This window comes from Actinoalloteichus hoggarensis (assembly GCF_002234535.1).
In the GTDB taxonomy this organism is placed as follows: Bacteria; Actinomycetota; Actinomycetes; order Mycobacteriales; family Pseudonocardiaceae; genus Actinoalloteichus_A; species Actinoalloteichus_A hoggarensis.
The window spans coordinates 1086337-1107972 of the sequence record NZ_CP022521.1 but is presented as its reverse complement, the minus strand read 5'-3'; the positions used below and the strand labels follow the sequence as shown (position 1 = coordinate 1107972).

Here is a 21636-nt window from a genome sequence, read left to right as displayed (position 1 = left end):
CTCGTTCAGTCCGGCGGCGTCCGATCCGCGCTTACCCGGACCGCGCCCAGGGAGCCGAGCTCCTCGGCCACGGCATCGACCATCGCGACCGCCGCCGGCCCGGGCTCCGGATTCGTCACGGCCCATACCGTGCGGCCGAGCCCGTCGCCGCGGTCGCGGACGGGAATCCAGTGCACGCCCTGCGGCATCGCTTGCGCCGCGAGGGCGGGCACGAGCGCGATGCCGAGGCCTGCGGCGACGAGCCCCAGGCGGGTGGACCAGTGACGGGCGGCGAACGAGATCACCGGATCGGCGATGCCCGGCCAGGTGCCGAACTCGGGTGCCTCGCCCACCCGTGCGCCGACGACCCACGGCTGTTCGGCGAGCTCCGCCGGATCGACGGACTCGCGACAGGCGAAGGGATGGGAGTCGGCGACGGCCACGCCGACACGACGTCCGCCGCGCAGCTCGGTGCGGCGCAACCCGGCCAGGTCATATTCCGGCAGGCCGTCACCGGTGGCGAGGATCGCGACCTCCAGCCTGCCGCGCCGCAGGGCGAGCAGTTGGGACGGCGTCGACTCCTCGGCGAGCCGTACCCGTAAGCCGGGATGGGCCGCCGTCAGTCTGGCGATGGCACGGGGCAGCAGCACCGCGGCAGCCGCGGGGAAGCCGCCGACGACGAGTCGCCCCGCGAGTCGATCGCGCAGGCCCGCGAGCTCCTGGGTCGCCGTCGTGACGCCGTCGAGCACCCTGCTCGCATGACGGACCAGGACCTCGCCTGCCGGGGTCGGGCGGACGCCCCGTGCATGACGCTCGAAGAGCGGGGTCTGAGCGATCTTCTCGGCGACCGCCACCTGTCGTGACACCGCCGACTGTGTGTACCCCAGCTTCCCGGCAGCCGCGCTGAACGATCCCGTTCGTGCGACCTCGACGACGACGCGCAGGCCTACCAGCGTCCATTCCACCACGACGACAGCCTAACGAGAGGTATGAGCTGAGTGCATGCCTGATGTCGAGAACATTCGCTTGTGTGATACCTCGATCGCTCGCAGGCTGGTGGAGACACCAGAGTGAAGGGAACGGCATGACCCAGCGCCACACCCGCGGCGAACTCGTCGCGCGCCTCGTCCGAGCGGGCGAGATCATGGTCTCCGGTGAGGGAACGGCCGAGGTCGACTCGTACTTCGACATCGAGAACTTCGTATTCGACGGTCCCGACGGCTTCGACACGGACTACGCAGGCCTCATGGACTACTTCCGGTCCCTGCGGTCCGCCCTCGACGACCGGAGCATCCGCCGAGGGATCGTCCTCGCCGAGGGCGATCTGATCGCCTGCCAGACATGGATCGAGGGAACATTCGTCCGCCCGTTCACCCAGTCGCCCGTGGGCAGGCTCGAGCCCACCGGAACTCGCGTGGTGATGGACCTCATCAACATCTTCCGGTTCGACGACCAGGGCAGGCTGGTCGAAGAGTTCGTCAGGTTCGACAACCGGAGCTTCCTGCGCCAACTGGGCGCGCAGGGCGCCTGAGACCCACCAGCGCCACGCCCCGCGGCGACGAGGCAGGCCTCACCTCCTCGGCGATCGCGGTGGCCGGGCGGCCGCTCGGGCCCGCAGGCGGAGCTTCGCGTCGGCGGGCACGTCGCCTGCGGCTCGTCGCCCTCCGCCGCGGAGACGAGCACACGACGTCGCCGCCCGGACCGGGGCGCGCTCCGTGAGACTCGCCAAGGCGGTCAGGCCCGCCCCCTGTCACGGGTGCCTCCGTCGTCGGCTCGCGTTGGTGGCGGCCGAGAGCTGCGACGACATCGAGACGCCGCCCGTGCGCCGCCCGGCGGAGGTCGTCGTGGCGCGTCGGCTCAGGCGGCCGCACTCGACGCGAATCGCCGCGACGGCCTTCGGCGGCGGGGCCCGAGTACCGCGCCGATCCGGCGAGGAGTCACAGCTCCGCGTCGCGGACCAGGAGCGCGATCCGCACCCGGTTCGCCAGCGCCAGTTTGGCGAACAGACTGCCCGTGTGCGCCTTCACGGTCGCGACGCTGATGTGCAGCCGTTCGGCGATCTCCGGATTGCCGAGTCCGTCCGCGATGGCCCTGGCCGTGTCCAGCTCCCGTTCGGTCAGCGCGGCCAGCCGCTTCCGCGCCGCCTCACGGGAGGCACCGCGATCCTGGCCGGAGCCCGGGCCGGTGGCCGCGGCGATGACCCTGGCCGTGGCCGCCGGGGAGAGCACCGGATTCCCCGCCGCGACGGTGCGCACCGCGTCGACGATCCGGGCGGGTGGCGTGTCCTTGAGAACGAATCCGAGTGCTCCCGCGCGCAGTGCGCCGAGCACCAGTTCGTCGGAGTCGAAGGTGGTCAGCATGAGCACCTTCGGCGGGACGGGCCTGCCGAGGAGTTCTCGGGTCGTGTCGAGACCGTCCCGACCGGGCATGCGCACGTCCATCAGGACCACATCCGGCCGCTGCTCGGCCACCATGGCGAGCGCGGCGTCGCCGTCGGCCGCCTCGCCGACGACGGTCAGATCCGGCTCGCCGTCGACGACCAGGCGCAGCGCCATCCGCGTCAGTCCGTCATCGTCGACGATGGCGACCCGCGTCGGCTTCGAGCCGCTCTCCATCGGGGTTCTCCTCTCGTGACGCCGGACCCGACCACGGCAGCCGCGCGGTGAGGAGATATCCGCCGTCCGCCGTCGGGTGGTGATCGAGGGCTCCGCCCGCGAGGGACACTCGTTCGGCGAGACCGAGCAGACCGAATCCCGAGGTCGGCGGCGGGGCTGCCTCCGTCGTCACCCGCGAGTTGCGGACGCGGACCAGGAGTTCGCCGGCGCTCTTCTCGACGACGATCCGCACGTGCGCGCCCGGAGCGTGCTTGACCGCGTTGGTCAGTCCCTCCTGGACGACCCGGAAGCCGGTCCGGCCTGCCACGTCGGACGGCGCCCCCGGCACCGTGCCGGTGAGGGTGACATCGAGTCCGGCAGCGCGGGCATCGGACACCAGCTCGGGGATCCGGTCGACGGAGAGGGGTGCGGAGTCGGGGCCGTCGGGGCCTGCGCGAAGCACGCCCAGGACGTCGCGCAGTTCCTCCAACGCCTGGTGGGCGCCGTCGGCGATGCCTCGGATCAACACGTCGTTCTCCTCCGCCGAGAGATCCCGTCGACGGCCCAGCGCGCCTGCCTGCATGGAGACCAGCGAGATCCGGTGGGCGAGGCCGTCGTGCATCTCGCGGGCGATCCGATTCCGCTCCACGGCCCGCGCCTGAGCCGCGCGGGCGGCCTGTTCCCGTTCGGCGCTCTCCGCCCGCTCCCGCAGCGACCGTACTTCGACACGGCGGGCACCGACCGCCAGGCCGAGCGCGATCGCGATACCCGCGCCGAGAGCCGGCAGCACCAGCTGAAGCCACAGCGGGGTGGGGATGGACTGGACCGGATAGAACTCGAGTGCGAACTGCGAGGCGATCACGTAGGTCACGCCCGTGAGCCCGAGCTCGACCGGGCGGCGCCGGGTGGCGACGGAGGTGAGCGCCAGCAGTGCGGCGCCGGTCGCCAGCGTGGAGGTGCTCGCGAGGATCAGAACCGGCACGGCGACGACGATCGGGAACCGGCGCCGCCACCACAGCGCGATCAGACACGCCACCGCCACCAGCGGATCACCGGTGACGAACCAGGAACAGGAGTCGGCCGTGCACCCGGCGGGCAGCTGCGTGGCGGTGGAGAACCAGAACACGACGCCCACGGCCGCGGCCGCCGTCAGCCGCCACGCCTGCTGCCACCCTCCGAGCCTCGGCGCGGCGTCCGTGTTCACCTGGTCATTATCGCGACACGGTCCGTCGACGTGGGCGCCCGGTCGGAGTCCTGCTTCGACCAGGGTCGCAGCGACCCCTCGACGTTCGTCGAAGACGACTCGAGACGTCGGGCCGATGTGCGGGCGGCACCGCCGCGACAGACTCGATCACGTACCTCAGACGACCACACACGAGATCGAGAACGCGACGTCAGGGCGGGTCTTCCGCCGCGCCCGATCGCAGGCGGTGATCACGGAGTCGTCCGGATGATCCGCTCCGGGGCGACCGCGCGTTCTCGTCGGGAGCGTGAACACATGGATCGAAAACGGAGTGTCGGCCAGGGCGCGGCCCTGCTGGTCGTGCTCGGCCTCACCGGCGCGCTGGTCGGGGCCATGCCCGCCGCCGCGGCAGGGGACGGCACAGCACGGGACGCCGCGACACCGGCGGCGACGCTGGAGTGGGGCACGTGTCCCGACGACGTCGAGGACCCGCAGGCGCTGTCACAGTGCGCCACGGTGCCGGTGCCGCTGGACTACGGCGACCCCGACGGCGAGCGGATCGAGATCATGATCTCGCGGCTGCCCAGCTTCAACCCGGAACAGCGACGCGGCATCCTGCTGCTGAACCCCGGCGGCCCGGGCGGCTCCGGACTGTCGCAGCCCGCCTTCCTCGCCGGTCAAGGCATGCCGAACAGCGTCCTGGACGCCTACGACCTGATCGGCATGGACACCAGGGGCGTCGGCCGCTCCGCGCCGATCAACTGCGGAATCACCGCCGATCAGGGGTACTACGGCGCCGTTCCGCCGTACGCGGTCGACGAGGCCGCCGTCGCCGAGCAGGCGCGGATCGCCCAGGGCGTCGCCGAGCAGTGCGCCGCCAACGACGACGAGGGGCGGCTGCGGCACCTGTCGACGGCGAACACGGCGCGTGATCTGGACTCGATCCGTGCGGCGTTGGGCGAGGAGAAGGCAAGCTTCCTGGGCTATTCCTACGGCAGCGCGTTGGGCGCCGCCTACGCCTCGATGTTCCCGGACACCGCCGACCGAGTCGTGCTCGACAGCAACATCGGCGACACCCATCTCGACTACGAGGGCATCCGCCGCTACGGCCTCGGCATGGAGGAGACGTTCCCGGACTTCGCGAACTGGGCCGCGGCCCGACACGACTCCTATGAACTCGGCAGCACCCCCGAGGAGGTGCGCGAGACCTACTTCGACATCGCCGAACGGCTCGACGAGAACCCGGTGGACGGCGTCAACGGTCACCTGTTCCGCCTGGCCACCTTCGCGACGCTCTACCGGGAGGCGACGTACGGGACGATGGCGCAGTCCTGGCAGTCGCTCTCGGCGGGTGACCCGGCACCGGAGGCCTTCCGACGGGCCGCCGCCGACGACAGCGCCCCGTTCGACAACTCCTGGTCGGCCTTCCTGGCGGTGACCTGCAACGACGCCGAGTGGCCCGAGGACGTCGAGACCTACCAGCGTGGCGTGGCCGAGGACCGTGAGGCCTACCCGCTGTTCGGCGCGGCCGCCGCCAACATCATGCCCTGCGCGTACTGGCAGGAGCCGCTGGAGGAGCCGGTGGAGATCGAGAGCGACGGGCCGACGAACGTCCTGATCGTGCAGAACCAGCGGGACCCGGCGACCCCGTCGCGCGGCGGCGAACTGCTCGACGAGAAGTTCGGCGACCGGTCCCGCCTGGTGAGCGTCGACGGCAGCGGCCACGGCGTCTACGTCCTCGGCGACAACCCCTGCGCCCTGAACGTCACCACGCGATTCCTGGTCCACGGCGACCTGCCCGAGAAGAACATCACCTGCGCGGCGGACGGCACCGTCGGGTGAGTGCCTGCGTGGGTGCCTGACGGCGTCGTGACGCCGACATGCACGGGGCGGGGCGGCCGTGGTCACCCTGCCCCGCTTCGGTGTTCGCCCGGTGGGCGTCCGGGCGCCGTGGGGGAGAACCGGCCGAGAAGCTGGTTCCGCCGCCGGGAGCGGGCCCTTCGCGTCGGCGCCCGATGCCGACACGGGAGCGCCGACGACTGCCGCCCCGCACCCGCCCCGGCAGGAGAAAAGAGCCGCCGAGGTGCCCGTCTCGACCAGGACGTCGGCAGGGCCCCGGGCCGGCCGCGCACGAACGCCCCGCGGCACGGGCGCCTCGTCGAGCCGGTGGACCGGCGGGGTCCGGCCCCGTGCTCCGCGCCGCGGCCCGCCCACGTTCGTCACGGCCCGGCCGGGCCCGGTCGTGGTGCGCCGATTCCGGGTCCGGTTCAGCGGTGCCGCCGACAGCCGCCCGCCGTCCTGGCCGCGGCCGAGGGGGCCGATACCGCCCGCGACGCACGGAACCGCGGCCCTCGCGCACCGAAAGCGCGGACTTCGGAGTGGTGATCGACCGCCGCGAGCGTGCCGAAGGGGCGGAGAACACTGCCTCAAGAGGACGACAAGCCGGACAGGCCGCCTCACACCGTCGGGTGCGGGCGGACTCGCGGCCGCGGACATCGGCGGCCGCGACCGTCTGTCCGACGGCGCCGTACCTGCGAGGACACCACCACGCTGCCGCAGTCGGCGTCGCCGGTCCCGTCACCGGCACCCGCCGCACGCACCCGGGCGCGCTCAAGCCTCGGCCGCCGCGGCGACGGGATCGCGGCGGAGACCCCACCGAGAATGGGGCCATGGTCAGCCACCGCACCACCGAGCCCGCCTCGATGTCCGACGGACACGCAGGCACCGGCGAGAGCCCGGCGTACGCCACGCGATCGTACGAGGAGGCCCTGGCGCTGCGGCCCTCGCTCGACGCCGGACTGGCCGCCGCCTTCGGCGGGATTCCGCCCGCCGACGACGTGCGCGTCACCGTCCACTCGGCACGAGCCGAGGACGGACACGAGATCGAACTCCGCCTGCACGAGCGCATGGAGACCCCTGCCCGCGGTTCGGCGGTGGTCTACGTGCACGGCGGTTCGATGGTCGCGGGCAGGCTCGACGACTACGAGCGCCTGGTGAACCACTACGTGCACCACACGGGCGTCCCCTTCCTGTCCGTCGGCTACCGCCTCGCCCCGGAGCATCAGGGCACCGTCCCCGCCGCCGACGCCTTCGCCGGGGTCCGCTGGCTGTTCGAGAACGCGCGGCGGCTGGACGTGGACAGGGCGCGTATCGCCGTGATGGGCGACAGCGCGGGCGGCGGCATCGGCGCGGGCGCGGTGCTCCTCGCGCGGGAACAGGGCCTGCGGCCTGCGGCACAGATCCTGATCTACCCGACGCTCGACGACCGCACCGTGATCCCGGACCCGACCCTGACCGAGCACGTCGTCTGGTCCTACGCGGGCAACCGCACGGCCTGGACGGCGCTGCTGGGGACCGCGCGCGGCACCGACTCGGTGCCCGCGGCAGCCGCCCCGGCACGGACGACGGACTTCGCGGGGCTGCCGCCCACCTATCTCGAGGTCGGGCAGCTCGACATCCTGCGTGACGAGGCCGTCGCCTACGCCCAGGCGTTGTATCGGGCGGGCGTGCCCTGCGAACTGCACGTCCGCCCCTCGGCCGTGCACGGCTTCGACTGGATCGACCCGGCCGCCGAGATCGCCCGGCAGGCGATGCGAGACCGAGTCCGGGTGATCGGCTCACTGTGACCGCGCAGGGCCCCGGTCCGCCGATCGCCGCCGAGACGACGGACGACTCGCCGTCGACCTGGGCACCTCCGTCGGTAGACGCTCCACTCGAGACGTTCCGCGGGTCGGCGCCGCTCGAATCGGCCTGCTCGGCTGACACGGCCGAGGGATCCACCCGGTTCGCCGGGCGTGGCGCGGGGACGGCATCCGCTCCGACGGTTATCGTCCACCACGTCCGGGAGCACTCGATACACGAGAGGCATTCGCCAACCGATTAGTTCGGATATTCGAATCGCTGGATCTTCGTCGCCGAACACCGCGAGAGCGGAAGCCTGACGTCGATGCCGAGTGGACAATTCGCTCAATTCGCACTCGATCGGCATCGCCACCGACTCCGACGACACAGCGATCCTAAACGATCAGCGTGTATCGATGCGCACAATTCCCGGGTGCGCCCCGCTCGGAGATCGACATACTCGACGGTCGATCACCCGAGAAGGCGAAACCGAATCGAATGAAGGGTGGGAGACGACGCCATGAGCGCTTTCAGACGACCATCACCGAGACGAACGGCCCGGGCCGGGATCGATCGAGGCCCCGCTCCCCGACTCGCCGCGATGACGGCGCTGGTCGGCGCCGCACTGCTCGGCTCGGCGCTGATCGTCGACCACACCGGCACCGCATCGGTCCCCGCCGCCCTCTCCGGGTCCGCACGGCAACTCGTCGATCCCCGGTTCAACGTCATGGTGGAAGGCGACGCACAGCTCTACGAGAACGAGACCGAGGGCCCGGTGGCCCTGGGCGGCGACCTCTCCTTCCGGACCTACAACGTCGCGGCGAACGACCCGGGGACCTACGTCGCTCCCGGCGACGATCGACCGGCGGGGCTCGTGGTCGGCGGAGGAATCGACTTCGACGACACTCCGACGTACGCACGACTGCGAGTGCTCCAGAACAGTTACGCCAAGATCGGCGATCTCGCGGGCGCGGAAGTGGTCGACGCGGACGACATCACCTTCGTTCAAGAGGCAGGCACCGTGATGGGCGGCCTGCCGTCGGTGAGCGTGCAGACCGATCAGCCGGTGGAATCGGTCGGAAACCCCGCCGGGCTCGACTTCGCCGGCCTGTTCGCGGGTTATCGCAGTACAGCGACCGGCCTGGCCGAATGTCCGCAGACGGTGGAACTGCTCGACCAGAATGGCGCGGGACCGTGGAACGGCATCGACCCGAATGCCACGATCGAACTGGTCGACGGACAGAACGTGCTGAATCTGACCGCCGATCAGCTCACGGTGCTCGACAACATCAACCTGGCGCCCGGCGGCCCGGCCCCTGCGGCAGGCCGCTGGCTGATCTTCAACGTCCTGGTGGAGGGCGACTACGCCTTCAGCGTGCCGAACCTCGGCTTCCAGGGCAACGAGATCTCTCGACACATGCTCTGGAACTTCACCACCAGCGGGACCATCACCCTGCCCGCGAGCACCGGGCGGACGGTGTGGGGCACCTTCTATGCACCGAATGCTCGGCTCGTCGACCTCAGCGCGGGCAACATCGAGGGCAACGTGGTGGTGCGGGAGTTCCAGCACGGTGGTGGGGACGTCGGAGTCAACGGCGGCGAGGTGCACCCCGCGTACTTCGAGGACGACGTGATCCCTTGTGGCGACGTTCCCCCTACGGACCCCACCGACCCCACCGACCCCACGGCACCCACGGACCCCACCGAGCCCACAGACCCGACCGACCCGACCGACCCCACCGAACCCCCGGCGCCCACGGACCCAACCGAGCCCACAGACCCGACCGACCCGACCGACCCCACCGAACCCCCGGCGCCCACGGATCCGACCGATCCCACCGATCCCACCGATCCCACCGAACCCACCGAACCCACCGGCCCCACCGAGTCCGGCGAGCCCACCGAGCCCGGCGAACCGACCAAGCCGAGTGGCGGCGCCGTACACGCCCCCGAGCCCCCACACGCCGTGCACAGCGGGCGCCTCGAACAGACCGGTTCCGAGCATCTCCTCACGACGGGACACGCCACGCCCTGATCATGCGTCCGCTTCCTACGGCGTCCCGGACCGCTGTCCCGACCGGTGCGCTCGCCGCCCGGCCGGGTCCCGTCGATACTCCGGCGGCGCACAGCCGGGCACGATGGGACCCGACCCCGCCCGTCTGGACGATCCGTCGCCCGGTGCGACCTCCTCGCGCCGGGCGACGTCGGCCGGAGGTCCCGTCGTCCGACCCGTCCCTCCGGAGGGTCCGGAGGCCTGGCTCATGGCGACCGGGCCTCGTACCGGGCGACGATCGCGGCGGCACGCTCCCGCAGCGACGTGCGCAGCCACTGCGGGGACACGACCTCCGCCGCCGCGCCGAGCCGCCACAGTGCCCATTCGGCGTGCCGCGTGTCCTGGAAGGTGACCTCGAGGCACAGCCTGCCGTCGGGGTCGGCCTCCTCGGCACGGACGTCCAGCACGGTCTGCGCCAGTTCCGGTCTGCGCGCCGAGTCGATCCGGACGAGGACGGTCACGACGTCGCCGCCCGACCGGAACCGCGTGCCGCGTTCCCGCCAGGTCCGTTCCAGGTCGACGCCGTCCGGCCGCCGTGCTCGCTCGTCGAGTCCCTCGGCGAGCAGGATCCGGGACAGCCGGTAGGTGCGGTCCGCGCCCGACCGCGTCGCCAGCAGATAGCCGTGGCCGCGGACCGTGACCAGTCCGATCGGGTCGACCGTGCGCCACCGCGGTTCCTGGTCCACCGCCGCGTACCGGATGCGCAGTCTGCGTCCGGCGAACACCGCGCGTCGGACCTCGGACACGACCGCGTCGGGCACCTCGTCGGTGACCACTCTGCGCGAGAGCAGATCCGCCGCCGGTTCGACGAGCACTCGTCGGGCCGCCCCCGCCGCGGCGGCCCGATGGTCTGCCGGCAGCGCGTCGACCACCTTCAGCATGGCCGACGCGAGCGCCGAGCCGAGGCCGAAGGCCTGTGCGCCTGTCTGTGATCCGGCCACCACCAGGGCAAACGCCTCGTCGTGATTCAGGCCGGTCAGTTCGGTTCGGAAGCCGGCCAACAGCGTGAATCCGCCGTGCCGACCACGCTCGGCGTAGACGGGGACGCCTGCCGAGGACAGCGCCTCGATGTCGCGCAGCACCGTGCGAGTCGACACCTCCAGCTCGCGAGCCAGGGTGGCCGCCGACAGCCGACCCCGATGACGCAGCAACAGCACCAGGGAGACCAGCCGGTCGGCACGCATCCGAGGAACCTAACGGAATACACGACAGGAGACGTCACGTATTCCACGAAGACTGGGCTCCGACACGAGAGGAGATCCAGTTGTCACTCACCATCGTCAATCCGGCAGGTCTGCACGACCCGGTCGCGCGCGGCTACAGCCACACCGCCGTCGTCCCCGCCGGGGCGGAACTGATCCTGATCGCGGGTCAGTACGGATCGACCCCGGCGGGCGAGGTCGTCTCGGCCGACTTCGCCGAGCAGGTCCGGCAGACCTTCCACAACATCGGCGTCGCGCTGGCCGCGCACGGACTCGAGCTGGGCGACGTCGTCCAGCTCAGGACGTACGTGGTGAATCACGACGTCGGCAGGCTCGGGCCCATCGCCGCGGCCGTCGGGGAGATCTGGGGTTCGACGCCTCCCACGCAGACCCTCATCGGGGTGGCGGCCTTGGCGACCCCGGACGTGCTGTTCGAGGTGGAGGCCGTCGCCGTCCGGACCTGACGTCGAGTCGCCGACGGCGGCGGCCCCGGACGCTCGCCGCGTAGCCGAGGCCCGCTCGGTGTCGGAGTATGCGGGGCCGGGCGGCGTCGACCAGCCGATCCGCGAGCCGGGATGACGCTCCACCCCGACGTGCTCCGATGAACGCCGGGCAGGCGGGCCGCCGCTCGCCTGCCCGACGTGCTCCTTCGGTCCGGTGCGCTCCAGTCGGCGAACCGCCGATGTCGGCGCCCGAGGTCCTGCGGCGGGGGCCTGCGCTCGTCTCGGCGACGTCCCGCCCGACGAAGACCGACCGGGCCGGTGGAAGCGGACGACCCGACGAACGCGGCCCGGCCCCGCCCCGAGGCCGTCCGCCCGCCGAGCCGCGCGGGCGTCAGCGGCCTGTCCCCTCCAGCTCGGCGACGTCCTCGTCCGAGAGCACGAGTCCCGCCCCCGCGACGTTCTCCCGCAGGTGTGCCGCCGACGAGGTGCCGGGAATCAACAGGATGTTCGGCGATCGTCGCAGCAGCCAGGCCAGTGCGACCGCCATCGGTGTCACGCCGAACCGGGCGGCGACCGCCGACAAGGCGGCGGACTGCAGCGGACTGAAGCCGCCGAGCGGGAAGAACGGCACGAAGGCGACGTCCTCGTCGGCGAGTCGATCGATCAGCGCGTCGTCGTGGCGTTGAGCCAGGTTGTACATGTTCTGCACGCAGACGATGGGCGCGATCGACTGTGCCTCGGCGACCTGGTCCGCCGTCGCGTTGCTGACCCCGAGATGCCGGATGAGGCCCTGCTCCCGCAGTTCGACGAGCGTCTCGAAGGCCTCCGCGATCGGTTCCGGCCGCGGGCCCTGTGCATCGCCGAGCCGGAGGTTGACCACGTCGAGCACGTCGAGACCGAGAGAGTCCAGGTTGTCGTGGACGGCGCGGCGCAGCTCATCGGGCCTGCGTGCCTGCGGCCAGCCGCCCTGTGCGTCTCGCGTCGCACCCACCTTGGTCACGAGGTGCAGCGAATCGGGATACGGATGCAGTGCCTCACGGATCAGGCGGTTGGTGATCCGCGGTCCGTAGGCGTCGGCGGTGTCGATGTGGGTGATGCCGAGTTCGACCGCCTCCCGGAGGACGGCGAGGGCGCCCTCGTGGTCCGCGGGCGGGCCCATGACCCCGGGGCCCGCCAACTGCATGGCTCCGTAGCCGAATCGGCTGATCGTCAGGTCGCCCAGGCTTCCCATGCCACCGGGAAGTGCTGTGGGGAGTGTGCTCACACCGCTGCCTTTCGCGTGTCGAAGATGCCGGGTGCCTTCGCGGCACCGTCTCGAAGTGTCGCGGCGTAACATCCCGATGGGAAGCAGGCACCTCAGAGTGCGTAAGGCACCCGTTGGTGAGAGGCAGGGGCGATGGCGACGAGGACGGCGGCCGAGAAGAGGGCTGAGGCCAAGGCCGAGTACGAGGCCTTCCTGGCGGCCTGCCCGAGTCGCAGGCTGCTCGACCGGATCTCCGACAAGTGGGTCGCGCTGATCCTCGCCGCGCTGGGCAGCGGCCCGGACTGCACCGGGGAGCCTCGGCCGATGCGTTACTCGGAGCTGGCCCGTCTGCTGGCGGGCGTCAGCCAGAAGATGCTCACCCAGACCCTGCGCTCGCTGGAACGCGACGGCCTGGTCACTCGCACCGCGACGCCGACCGTGCCGGTCACGGTCACCTACGAGCTGACCGACCTCGGTCTGTCGCTGCACCACACGATGCGCGCGCTCAAGAGCTGGGCGCAGACGCACATGGGCGAGGTGCTGGCGCACCGGGCGGAGTACGACGGCCGCTCCGGCTGAGCGGCGAGGCGGGGTCCGCCTGCGGTCCGCGCCGCCACGCCGACGCCATGCGGAGTCCACTCCCGTGCAGAGCGACTGTCCTGGTCATCGCCGTCGCGGGCGCGGGCGGCCTCGTCGAACGACCCGGCGCCTACCGCGGGGTGAGCCGCATCGGCTCGCGAGGATCGCCGGTGGGCACCGGCCACGCTCCGCGGCGGTCCGTGATCGGGGACACGGTTCTCGGGGCTTGCGTGTGACGCGACGTCAGGGACTGGACTGGGGGCCGCCCGCACCGTCGACCATGAGGAGTCGCCATGGCCGCCCCGCCGAAGCTGATCGCCGTCGAGGAGTTCTTCGGCCCGCCCGTCCGAAGCCGGGCCCTGCTGTCCCCGGACGGCACGACGGTCGCCTACCTCGCCCCTTGGCGTGGTCGGCTGAACGTGTTCCTTCGTGAGCTGGACTCGGACTGGACCGCACCCGACGACGGACCAGGCGCCGCCACGGGCGTCCGGCGCATCACCTCCGACGCTCGGCGCAGCATCGACACCTTCTTCTGGTCCGTCGACGGCCGTCACCTCCTGTTCCATCAGGACGCCGACGGCGATGAGAACTGGCATCTGCATCGCGCCGATCCGGCCCGGCCTGCGGAGCCCGCGGTCGATCTGACGCCCTTCGAGGGCGTCCGACTGCTCGGCACGCAACTCCCGCCGGACCGGCCGGGCACGGCGTTCGTGCAGCTCAATGCGCGCAGGCCCGATCTGATCGACTTCTTCGAGCTGGATCTGACGACCGGCGGTCTGACGCTGATCGCGGAGAATCCCGGCGACGTCCTCACCTGGCTGCGCACCCCCGACCGGCTACTGGCGTTCACCATGGAGGGCGGCGACCACGTCCTGTCGGAATGGGCGGCGGGCGACCTGCGGCCGATCACGCGTCTCCTCGGCGCCGATCAGCCGATGGGGGTGGCCCCGACCGTGCTCACCCCGGACGGGACCGGGTTGTGGATCGGCTCGCCGCGTGGGACGGACCGCACCCGCCTGGTGCGGGTCGACCTGGACTCCGGCGAGCAGACCGACGTGGACGACCATCCCGTCTTCGATCTGGACACCCCCCGCCCGGAGGCCGATCCGCGCTTCGGCTCCTCGCTCATCCTGCATCCGGGCACCGGGGAACTCCTCGGCGCCCGATATCTCGGGGCTCGTCAGGAGATCCACGCGCTGGATCCGCACTTCGCCGCGGTGCTGCCGAGGCTCGCCGAGCTGTCCGACGGCGACCTGGCGCACGTGTCCTGCGACAGCACCGCGCAGCGCTGGGTGGTCGACTTCACCCACGACCGCGATCCCGGCGTCACCTGGTTCTACGACCACGCCACCGGGCAGGCTCGCCTGCTGTTCCGTCCGTTTCCGCACCTCGATCCCGCCACACTGGCCCCGGTCACGCCGATCACCGTCACCGCCCGCGACGGTCTGGCGCTGCCCTGCCACCTCACCCTGCCGGTCGGGGTCGAGCCGCGCGGCCTGCCGACCGTGCTGCTGGTGCACGGCGGGCCGTGGTACCGCGACAGCTGGTGCTACGACCCGGAGGTACAGCTGCTGGCGAACCGGGGCTACGCGGTGCTGCAAGTGAACTTCCGGGGTTCGACGGGCTACGGCAAGGCCCATATGCAGGCCGCGATCGGCCAGTTCGCCGGGCGCATGCACGACGACCTGATCGACGCCCTGGACTGGGCGGTGGAGCGGGGTTACGCCGACCCGGACCGGGTCGCGATCTACGGCTGTTCCTACGGCGGTTACGCCGCGCTGGTCGGAGCCGCGTTCACTCCGGATCGGTTCGCCGCCGCGGTCAGCTATACCGGGATGTCCGACCTCGTCGACCTCGTCAGGTCGGTGGTCCCGTTCGCTCGACGCGCGGTCGCGCCCAACTTCCTGAGTTACATCGGCGATCCTGACGACCCCCGTCAGGAGGCCGACATGCTCGCCCGCTCGCCCGTCAACCGGGTCGACGACATCACCGCGCCCATGCTGCTGATCCACGGCGCCAATGACGTCCGGGTCCATCGCCGCCACTCGGACCGCGTCGTCGACGCGCTGCGCGCTCGCGGTGCCGAGGTCGAATATCTGCTCAACGAGTCCGAGGGTCACTGGTTCGTCAACCCGGACAGCAACATCGAGCTCTACCGCACCCTGGAGCGCTTCCTGGCCCGGCATCTCGGCGGGCGGTCCTCGACCGCGTCCTGATCCACGCGGGTCCGGGCACCCGACGGCCTTCCCGGACCGCTCGGCGGACGACGGCGGACTCATCAGCCGAGGATGTCAACACGAGTTGACTTCCAGCACGAGTCAACCTACATTGACTTCTCGAGGAGGTCGTCGACCGCCGAGCGCGGGAACCCGAGGGGCCGGGCGCCTGCGACACCGACACACCGGCGAAGCGCCGTCCACCACCGCTGCCGACGACCGTCCTTTCGATGACGAACCCACTTGACGAGGGACGTACTCCGAGATGACGAATGCCTGGACGACACGCTTTGACGATGCTCCCCGCCTGATCGAGCTGGACGGCGCCACCCTGTGCGTCCAGATCAGAGGCGGCGGCGGCCCCACGGTGGTGTTGGAAGCCGCGGGCAGCGGCCAGGGCGTCGGCGGCTCCTGGGGCCCGGCCGTCGAGGACCGGCTGGCCGAGGTCGCCACCGTCGTCACCTACGACCGCCGGGGCGTCGGACGCTCCTCCGGGACGCCACGGCGCACCATCACGGCCATGGCGGACGATCTGCATGAACTGATCCGCACCGTCGAGATCGGCCCGGCCGTCATCGTGAGCTGGTCCTACGGGAGCCTCGTCTCGGCCGTGCACGCCGTGCGACACCCCGAGGACGTGGCGGGTCTGGTGTTCGTGGATCCCACGCCGATCACTCCGCCGCCCACCCCGCGGGCACTGCGCATCCCGCTGCAGCACCTCGCCGTCGCGCAACTGCGCGCCCTGGGCTGGGCCTCCGCGCGCGGGTTCTTCCACACCCCGGCGGGAACCCGGATGAGCACCCGCCTCGCCGGTCCCGACGCGACGGACGACATCGTCGAGCAGTCGACCCGCTTCCACCGGACGCCCCGGGCGGTGCGCGAACTGGCCGACACGCTGTCCCGCATGGACTCGCATCTCACCGAGACGGCCCGGATTCTCGGAGCGCCCGGCGCCCGTCTCCCTCAGGTGCCGACGACCGTCATCGCCGCGGGCCGCCGCCCGGCGGGCATGCCCGCGGCCCACCGCGCCCACGTCGAGGGAAGTCACGAACAGCTGGCGGCACTGGCCCCCGGCGGTCGGGTCGTCGTCGCCGAGAACGCCACCCACCAGATTCCCTACGAGGACCCGGACGTCGTCATCCGCCACACGATCGAGTCGCTGCCCGACGCACCGTGAGATGCGAGGGCCGCGGCGCCGGACACCTCGGCGGCGGTCCGCGCGGTCTCGAACGCGACGATCCGCGGCGGGGAGACCCGGACGGATCGCCTGGTATGTCGCAGCCGCCGACCTCGCCGTCCGATACGGGATCGGGCGGGTGAGAAGCATGCCGAGGCCGAGCCGTCGCGGGGCTCGACCGTCCGCGCTCCCCCTGCTCCGGTCGCCCGGACCGGACGTCCGGTTTCCCGGTTCGCCCGCGGCAGCGCGCGGTCGACTCCGACGCCGGCGAAGACGGCCATGGCGTGGCCGCGGGGCGGCCGACGGCCCCTCCGGGGGTGGATGGTCTCGTGGCCCAGGGTCCCCCGTGAGAGCCATCCGAATCGTCCCCTCCACGGGGATTCCACGACGGTCGAACGCTCATAGCCTTCACCGCGTCACCACATCCGGTGACGAGGATCAATCGGAGGTCATGAGTGGACGCGGAAGCCGACGCACGCACCGATCGCGAGAGCGGACGCCTCGCTCGTCTCACCCGCCTCGCGCGGTCACCGCTCGGGTGGATGCTGCTCGGCACCATCGGCATCGTCGGAGTGTCGGCGCTCTCCTCGAGCGGACATCCGGTGTCCGCCGTCGTCGGGGCGGCGGCCGCGGTCGCCGTCTACTGGGCGGTCATGCGTCACGTGGCGCGGCGGAGCACGCCGGAGATCGCGCCGAAGAGCGCGGTGCCCTACGCGGCCGTCGGCATCGTCCTCGGTGTCGTGCTCATCGCCGCCTCGATGCTCATGGTGATGACGGAGTTCTCATTCGCCCCGGCGCCCGGCGACGTCACGGCGATCGTCGGGAGCATGGTGGTCATCCAGCTCTGGGCGGCCGTGACCGAGGAGCTGATCTTCCGCGGCCTGCTGTTGCAGGCGCTGGAACGGCTGTGCGGCAGCGGGCCGGCACTGGCGATCACCGCCGCGCTGTTCGGACTCCTGCACCTGCTCAATCCCGGCGCCACGCTGTGGAGCTCGTTCGCCATCGCCGTCGAGGCCGGGGTGCTGCTCGGCGCGGCGTTCCTGTGGCGGCGCAATCTCTGGTTGGTGATCGGCCTGCACTTCGCGTGGAACACCAGCGTGTCGCTGCTCGGCATCCCGGTCTCGGGCCACGAGGCCGCCGGGGTGCTGATCACGCAGCCGACCGGACCGGACCTGCTGACCGGCGGCGCCTTCGGAATCGAGGCGTCGATCGTCCCCATCGTCGTGAGCCTGGTGCTCGCCACGCCCATGCTCATCGCCGCGCGCAGGCGCGGGAACCTGGTGCCGTGGCGCCGCCGCTAGGCTACGCCGGGTGCTCGTCGACACGGCATCATCCGTCCGCGCCATGGCCCGCGGGCACGGCCTCCCGGTTCCGGTACAGGACATCGCGTTGGCGGTGGGCATCACGGCGCTGGCCTTCGTCCCCACGGTGTCGCACCTCGGACCGGAGATCGGGGATCTGCCCCGAGGGCAGGTCGGCACGTTCGGCGCGGTGATCGGGCTGGCGCTGACGCTGGCGCTGTGTCTACCGCTGGCGGTACGGCGGCGGTGGCCGGGCACCTGCGTCCTGACCATCAGCGGTGCGTTCGCGGTCAGTCAGGTGCTCGGCCATCCGGACACGTTCGGCAAGATCGGATTCCTCCTGGCCCTGTACGCCGCCGGAGCGCACCTCGCCCGATTCCGGCTGCGACTGGGTGCGGTGTTGACGGCGGGTTATGTGGTGCTCGCGGTCGTGTTGAGCGAACTGGGATCGCCACAGGGGTTTCTCGACTTCCTGGCTTTCTACCTGTTGACGGGGGTGACCTGGTTGGCCGGGAGCGGAGTGCGCCGGTGGCGCGCCGAAGCGGCGGAACGCGAGCGCCTGGCCGCGGAGGTGGCCACCGCCGCGGAGCGGGCGCGAATCGCTCGTGATCTACACGACGTGGTCACCCATCACGTGACCGCGATGGTCGTCCAGGCCGACGCGGCACAGCTCGTGTTCGACACCGAACCGGCCCGGGCCGAAGGAGGACTGACCGCCATCAGCGAGACCGGACGACGAGCACTGACCGAGCTGCGGTCCCTGCTGGACGTGCTCGAGGCGACCGGCGATCCCACGCCGCCGACCACGACACCGACCATGGGCAGGGTGCGTGACCTGGTCGAGCAGGCCCGGACGTCGGGTCAGCCCGTCGAGCTGACCGAACAGGGCGTCGGACGTCCGCAGTCCGTCGACGTGGAATTGGCCGCCTACCGGGTGGTACAGGAGACGCTCACCAACGCCGTCCGGCACGCGGCAGGCCGACCGACCACGGTCCTGGTCCGACACGGCGACGAACACGTCGAGATCGAGGTCACCACCGCAGGTCCCCCCGACACGCCGGCCACACCGGTCAGACCGGCCAGACCGATCACGCCGTCGGGCGGGCGAGGGCTGATCGGGCTGCGGGAGCGGGTGCGGATGCTCGACGGCCGCCTGGAGGCCGGGCCCCGCTCGGACGGCGGCTTCCGCGTCCATGCCCTGATCCCGTCGGGCGGTGCAGGATGAACGAGTCGATCCGCCTCCTGATCTGCGAGGACCAGGAGTTGGTGCGCACCGGATACGTCACCGTCTTCTCGACCCAGGCCGACATGACGGTGGTCGGCGAGGCCGCGAACGGCCGAGAGGCGGTGGAACTGGCACGGCGAACGCGCCCCGACGTGGTCGTGATGGACGTCCGCATGCCGGTGCTGGACGGCATCGAGGCGACCCGACGGATCGCCGGTCCCGGTGTGGAGGATCCGCCGAAGGTGCTGGTCGTCACCACCTTCAACGTCGACGCGTACGTCTACGACGCCCTTCGTGCAGGTGCCAGCGGGTTCCTGCTCAAGGACACACCGCCGCGCCGACTGATCGACGGCATCCGCACGATCGCCCGCGGCGAGTCCCTGCTGGCGCCCGAGGTCACCCGGAATCTGATCGGCCGCTTCGCCGATCGACTCCGCCCCGCCGACGCCTCGCACCCGGAACGCGACCACGTCGTACGGACCCTCACCCGCCGCGAACTGGAGGTCCTCGAACAGCTCGCCGACGGCCTGTCCAATGCCGAGATCGCCGAGACGCTGACCATCGCCACGGAGACGGTCAAGACCTACGTATCCCGCATCCTCACCAAACTCGACCTGCGGGACCGTGTGCAGGCGGTCGTCCTCGCCTACCGGATCGGTCTGGTGCCCGGCGATGGGAACCCACCGGCCGGGCATCCGGCGGGCTCGCGCACTACGTGACGGGCGCGCCGAGCCAACCCTCGCGTCGTGCGCATCGCCGGGCGGTGTCCAGGACGCTCGCCACGGCAGGCGAAAGATCGTCGACGGGCCACAACACCGACAGATCCGCCGGGATCGCCGGGTCGACGACCTCACGAACGACGAGGCTGGCGTGGGACCGCGCGACGTAGCGGGCATGCGACATGGGGGCCAGGCCGACCTCGCCGCGGGTGGCGAGCCGGGCGAGCATGGCCTTCACCGGCGGATGCTCGAACGCGCGAACCTCGGGTTCGAAGCCCGCTCGATGACACGTGGCGATGATGCCGTCGTAGTACGCCGGGGCCAGGCGGCGTGGGAAGAGCAGCAGCGTCTCGCCGCGGAGGTCTGACACCGGGATCCTCGGGGCCCCTGCGAGCCGATGACGACGGCACAGGACCGCGGAGACCGCGTCCTCACGAAGGATCTCGCCGTCCACCCCGTCGTGGGGCTGCGGCGACAGGGCGAGACCGATGTCCACATCGCCCGCACAGAGTCGGCCGGGAATCTCGGCGCTGTACAACTCCTGAGCGCTGACCGTGATGTCGGGATGCTCTTCGGAGAGGGCGCTCAACAGCGTCTCCAGCGTGTCGAAGCCCGTGACCGGCGTATAGCCCAGCCGGATCGTCGTCGCGACCCCCGACCCGACCCGTCGGGTGAGCCGCACGGCGTGTTCCAACGCGGCCAGCGCCCTCGGCGCCTCCTCGGCCAACGTCCGACCCGCGGCGGTGAGCCGCACCTGCCTGCTCGAACGCACGAACAGCGGCGTCTCGAGGGCCTCCTCCAGCTTCCGGATCTGATGGCTCAGCGACGGCTGGGAGATGTAGAGACGCATCGCCGCGCGACCGAAGTGAAGCTCCTCGGCCACGGCGATGAAGTAGCGCAGGACGCGGGGACTGATATCGATAGACGAAGCCTATCGGGCGGACCACGGACAAGTCTTGGACGTCCGTCCACAACGGCCGTAACGTCGTCGTCGACACGGGAGTACGCCGGAAAGCGCCCCCGTCAAGGCTGGCCGAGCCTGGTCTGACCGATTCTCGCGATCACACGGCCCGGACTCGACCTGCTCGTCTCTTGGGTGGCGCCACCCGAGCAGCACCGACTTTCACGATCGAAGGTCCATCCGTCCACCCAGGAGAAGACATCGTGACGCGCACAGCGAAAACCGGACTCGAAGCGCTGCTCACCCCCGAGGAGAGCGTGCTGGTGCTCATCGATCACCAGCCCTTCCAGTTCGCGAACCTCAACAGCCACGAACCGACCCTGATCGTCAACAACGTGGTCGCGCTGGCCAAGCTCGCGAAGGCACACGGCGTCCCCACCGTGCTGACCACGGTCATCGAAGAGCGCGGCGGCAACATCATCAAGGAGCTTCAGGACGTCTTTCCCGAGCAGCGGCCGATCAACCGCACGCTCATCAACACCTGGCAGGACCGCGAGGTCGTCGACGTCGTGGCGAAGACCGGCCGCAAGAAGCTGATCATCGCCGGGCTGTGGACGGAGATCTGCGTCGCCATGCCCGCGATCCAGGCCTTGGGCGAGGGTTACGACGTCTTCGTCGTCACCGACGCCAGCGGCGGCGTCTCCGCCGAGGCACACGACATGGCGGTGCGTCGCCTGGAACAGGCGGGCGCGGTACCGATCACCTGGATGGTCCTGGCGGGCGAATGGCAGCGCGACTGGGCTGACGAGACGAAGGCGGCCGCGACCATCCCCGTGCTCGCCGAGCACGGCGGCGGCACCGGAATCGCCTTCGCCTGGGAACTGCAACTCCTCGCCACGCCGCCCGGCACCACCGGCGGCGTCAGCGTGTAACGCGATCACTCGTCAAGTCGGAGGCGGCCCCGGCGCGCATGCCCTGCGCCGGGCCGCTTTCCGGCATGGTGAGGAGCGGGGTCGACCAGGATGGGGACCGATGCTCCATGACCCGCCGGCCGCGCTCGCCGGAGGGATGCGGCGTTCGGCGAGGAGCGGCTGACGGAAGATCGGCGGCGTGAACACAAGAAAACCCTCCCGACCTGGACGAACAGTCCAGATCAGGAGGGTTCTAGTGATTGTGGAGCTGAGGGGACTCGAACCCCTG

The 21636-nt window shown here is 71.2% G+C and carries 18 protein-coding genes; 12 read left to right on the top strand and 6 right to left on the bottom strand.

Features of this window, described 5'->3' with window-relative positions; translation table 11 throughout:
- Positions 1-5: 5 nt before the first annotated feature.
- Positions 6-947, bottom strand: coding sequence for a LysR family transcriptional regulator (locus AHOG_RS05010; RefSeq protein ID WP_093940298.1), 942 nt, complete (start codon positions 945-947; stop codon positions 6-8).
- A 116-nt stretch (positions 948-1063) separates the two neighbouring features.
- Between AHOG_RS05010 and AHOG_RS05005 the strand changes: the two genes are divergently transcribed.
- On the top strand, positions 1064-1510 hold the full coding sequence (locus AHOG_RS05005) for an ester cyclase (RefSeq protein WP_093940297.1): 447 nt from the start codon (positions 1064-1066) through the stop codon (positions 1508-1510).
- 406 nt (positions 1511-1916) lie between these two features.
- On the opposite strand, the gene AHOG_RS05000 is transcribed toward AHOG_RS05005, so the two are convergent.
- Positions 1917-2594 (bottom strand): response regulator transcription factor, encoded by a 678-nt coding sequence (locus AHOG_RS05000; protein WP_093940296.1) that lies wholly within the window; start codon positions 2592-2594, stop codon positions 1917-1919.
- Positions 2548-3777 carry a sensor histidine kinase gene (locus AHOG_RS04995; protein ID WP_093940295.1) on the bottom strand — a complete coding sequence of 410 codons (1230 nt, stop codon included), beginning with the start codon at positions 3775-3777 and terminating at the stop codon, positions 2548-2550. The genes AHOG_RS05000 and AHOG_RS04995 overlap by 47 nt, the downstream gene beginning before the upstream one ends.
- Positions 3778-4071: 294 nt before the next feature.
- Between AHOG_RS04995 and AHOG_RS04990 the strand changes: the two genes are divergently transcribed.
- From AHOG_RS04990 to AHOG_RS04980, 3 genes are all read left to right on the top strand, one after another.
- On the top strand, positions 4072-5598 hold the full coding sequence (locus AHOG_RS04990) for an alpha/beta hydrolase (RefSeq protein WP_245856567.1): 1527 nt from the start codon (positions 4072-4074) through the stop codon (positions 5596-5598).
- An 827-nt stretch (positions 5599-6425) separates the two neighbouring features.
- Complete coding sequence (locus AHOG_RS28300) at positions 6426-7382, top strand: alpha/beta hydrolase (protein WP_157736642.1); 957 nt, start codon at positions 6426-6428, stop codon at positions 7380-7382.
- Between the two features lie 596 nt (positions 7383-7978).
- Positions 7979-9412 carry a collagen-binding domain-containing protein gene (locus AHOG_RS04980; RefSeq protein WP_169725809.1) on the top strand — a complete coding sequence of 478 codons (1434 nt, stop codon included), beginning with the start codon at positions 7979-7981 and terminating at the stop codon, positions 9410-9412.
- 224 nt (positions 9413-9636) lie between these two features.
- Here the strand turns inward: AHOG_RS04980 and AHOG_RS04975 are convergent, their stop codons facing one another.
- Positions 9637-10614 carry a helix-turn-helix transcriptional regulator gene (locus AHOG_RS04975; protein WP_093940292.1) on the bottom strand — a complete coding sequence of 326 codons (978 nt, stop codon included), beginning with the start codon at positions 10612-10614 and terminating at the stop codon, positions 9637-9639.
- Positions 10615-10694: 80 nt separating this feature from the next.
- On the opposite strand from AHOG_RS04975, the gene AHOG_RS04970 reads away from it, so the two are divergent.
- Positions 10695-11096: a RidA family protein gene (locus AHOG_RS04970; protein ID WP_093940291.1), complete on the top strand. Its 402-nt coding sequence runs from the start codon at positions 10695-10697 to the stop codon at positions 11094-11096.
- A 370-nt stretch (positions 11097-11466) separates the two neighbouring features.
- Here the strand turns inward: AHOG_RS04970 and AHOG_RS04965 are convergent, their stop codons facing one another.
- Positions 11467-12306 (bottom strand): aldo/keto reductase family oxidoreductase, encoded by an 840-nt coding sequence (locus AHOG_RS04965; RefSeq protein WP_157737092.1) that lies wholly within the window; start codon positions 12304-12306, stop codon positions 11467-11469.
- 165 nt (positions 12307-12471) lie between these two features.
- Here AHOG_RS04965 and AHOG_RS04960 point away from each other — a divergent pair, with 165 nt between their 5' ends.
- The 6 genes from AHOG_RS04960 to AHOG_RS04930 all read left to right on the top strand — a co-directional run bounded on the left by AHOG_RS04960 (position 12472) and on the right by AHOG_RS04930 (position 19535).
- Positions 12472-12897: a winged helix-turn-helix transcriptional regulator gene (locus AHOG_RS04960; protein ID WP_093940289.1), complete on the top strand. Its 426-nt coding sequence runs from the start codon at positions 12472-12474 to the stop codon at positions 12895-12897.
- A 293-nt stretch (positions 12898-13190) separates the two neighbouring features.
- On the top strand, positions 13191-15113 hold the full coding sequence (locus AHOG_RS04955) for a S9 family peptidase (RefSeq protein WP_093940288.1): 1923 nt from the start codon (positions 13191-13193) through the stop codon (positions 15111-15113).
- Positions 15114-15378: 265 nt separating this feature from the next.
- Complete coding sequence (locus tag AHOG_RS04950) at positions 15379-16290, top strand: alpha/beta fold hydrolase (RefSeq protein WP_093940287.1); 912 nt, start codon at positions 15379-15381, stop codon at positions 16288-16290.
- A gap of 542 nt (positions 16291-16832) precedes the next feature.
- Complete coding sequence (locus tag AHOG_RS04940) at positions 16833-17591, top strand: CPBP family intramembrane glutamic endopeptidase (protein WP_221438724.1); 759 nt, start codon at positions 16833-16835, stop codon at positions 17589-17591.
- Between the two features lie 10 nt (positions 17592-17601).
- The gene (locus AHOG_RS04935) at positions 17602-18816 is read left to right on the top strand and encodes a sensor histidine kinase (protein WP_245856566.1); all 1215 of its coding nucleotides are present in this window, start codon (positions 17602-17604) and stop codon (positions 18814-18816) included.
- Positions 18813-19535: a response regulator gene (locus AHOG_RS04930; RefSeq protein WP_093940283.1), complete on the top strand. Its 723-nt coding sequence runs from the start codon at positions 18813-18815 to the stop codon at positions 19533-19535. Before AHOG_RS04935 ends, AHOG_RS04930 begins: the two co-directional genes overlap by 4 nt.
- Here the strand turns inward: AHOG_RS04930 and AHOG_RS29770 are convergent.
- Positions 19528-20436 carry a LysR substrate-binding domain-containing protein gene (locus AHOG_RS29770; RefSeq protein WP_260404267.1) on the bottom strand — a complete coding sequence of 303 codons (909 nt, stop codon included), beginning with the start codon at positions 20434-20436 and terminating at the stop codon, positions 19528-19530. The two genes, AHOG_RS04930 and AHOG_RS29770, sit on opposite strands and share 8 nt — an antisense overlap.
- A 263-nt stretch (positions 20437-20699) precedes the next feature.
- Between AHOG_RS29770 and AHOG_RS04920 the strand changes: the two genes are divergently transcribed.
- Entirely contained in the window at positions 20700-21368 is a 669-nt protein-coding gene (locus tag AHOG_RS04920; RefSeq protein WP_093940281.1) for a hydrolase, read from the top strand.
- Positions 21369-21636: the final 268 nt, after the last annotated feature.